General features: G+C 61.6%; 2 protein-coding genes. One reads left to right on the top strand and one right to left on the bottom strand.

The window, feature by feature from the left end; all coding sequences use genetic code 11:
* Positions 1-272, top strand: a 272-nt coding sequence (locus tag QM615_RS22360) for a hypothetical protein (protein WP_269596895.1), incomplete at its 5' end; no start/stop codon positions are given.
* A gap of 342 nt (positions 273-614) precedes the next feature.
* Here QM615_RS22360 and QM615_RS22355 read toward each other — a convergent pair.
* A complete protein-coding gene (locus tag QM615_RS22355) occupies positions 615-902 on the bottom strand; it encodes a hypothetical protein (protein ID WP_269596896.1) in 288 nt (95 codons plus the stop codon).
* Positions 903-1,402: the final 500 nt, after the last annotated feature.

Here is a 1,402-nt window from a genome sequence, read left to right as displayed (position 1 = left end):
TGAGCTCGGCGTGTCGAACCAAGGACCGGATCAACCGTTATTCAGACAGTCCCACGACGGCCAATGATCCGGTCGGTATAGCCGGTGACATGGACCCCGTCTTGAACATGATGAGGGTGATGTTGAAGGCGAAGGCACAGATGACCAGGGCTATGCAGACAACTCCGCCGACAGCCAAGATGTTCAAGAGCCAGTCGCCGGCCCTCGACCACACCGAAGGCTTCGCTTCGGCGGTTCCGTGTCGCGCTCGTGTCATGGTGTCTTTCCTATGAAGTGCCGACGAAAGCCCAGTCGGGGGTCGCAGTTTTTCCTTGCAGCGCTGGATTGGCCCAGTTGGCCGGACTGGCAGGCAAGCTGATCTCGAAGCACACGGTGATTGATGCACCCTCACTCGTCGGGGTGCCGGCAGGAAGTGTGAAAACGTTGGGGGCAGAGCCGGTCGTCACACTCACTGCACCGGCACTACCGACGACCCACGAGGGCAAACCCGTGAAAGCTGCACTACCACAGGGCGATGCTGGTGTAGCGAGCTTGACCGCGCGATACAAGAGTGCACCTCCGAGCCCTGCATCTCCCGTCAACTGTGCACCGTTGAGCTCGATCGTTGCAGCGAGTCAACCCACATCGGTTCGTAGCCGAATAGGCGCGTAGGAGACCGAACCAGGAACTACTGCATTCACGCTGGGGGCGAACGACAGCGGATTGTTGGTGCCGGTGACCGGGTTCGAGCTCCACGTCACCCCGTTGTCGACGCTGGACTGAATGCCGAACTGCCCCGACTGGAAGTTGGCGAAGCCGAGGACGTTGTCGGTCCAGCTGGCGGCAACGAGAACAGCCCCGAAACCTAGGACTATTCCCCCTGCCGCCAGTGCCCGCCGCTGTCGGGAGCGAACAGTTGTCACCGAAAATCTAGGCGATCGAAGTGCCGGCGAAGTCCCAGACGAGCTCGCCGGTGCTCTGGCCAGACACTGCGTTAGTCGTACCGGCAGGCAAGGTCACGACGAAACACAGTTCGACAGGCGTTCCAGCGTTGGCCGCTACTCCGCTGGGAATCTCGATCGGTGCCGTGGTGCCGGCACTCAACGGCGAGTTCGGTGCAACGACGGGTGTCGATCCCACAGTGCCTGCGACGCAGTCTGTCGCGGAAACGCCGGAGTACACCGTGTAGCGAAGTGCGGTGGCAAACGTGGTCGTTGCCGGAGGAACGGGCGCTGGAATGGTGGGTCCGGTCAATGTGATGCTCGCGCCGAGGTCTTGCCCGGGTTCGAGCCGCAAGCCAACGGGTGCACGAACCACGTCACCGGGGGTCATATTGTCCTTGAGCGGGATCTCGAACTGGAGACCTCCTGTCCGTGGCCATGAAAAAGTACCCACTGGTGGCCAGGTCGAGGTCCCCACTGGT

It is taken from the genome of Rhodococcus sp. IEGM 1341 (assembly GCF_030056895.1).
Taxonomy (GTDB): Bacteria; Actinomycetota; Actinomycetes; order Mycobacteriales; family Mycobacteriaceae; genus Rhodococcoides.
This window is presented reverse-complemented; position numbering and strand designations above follow the sequence as displayed.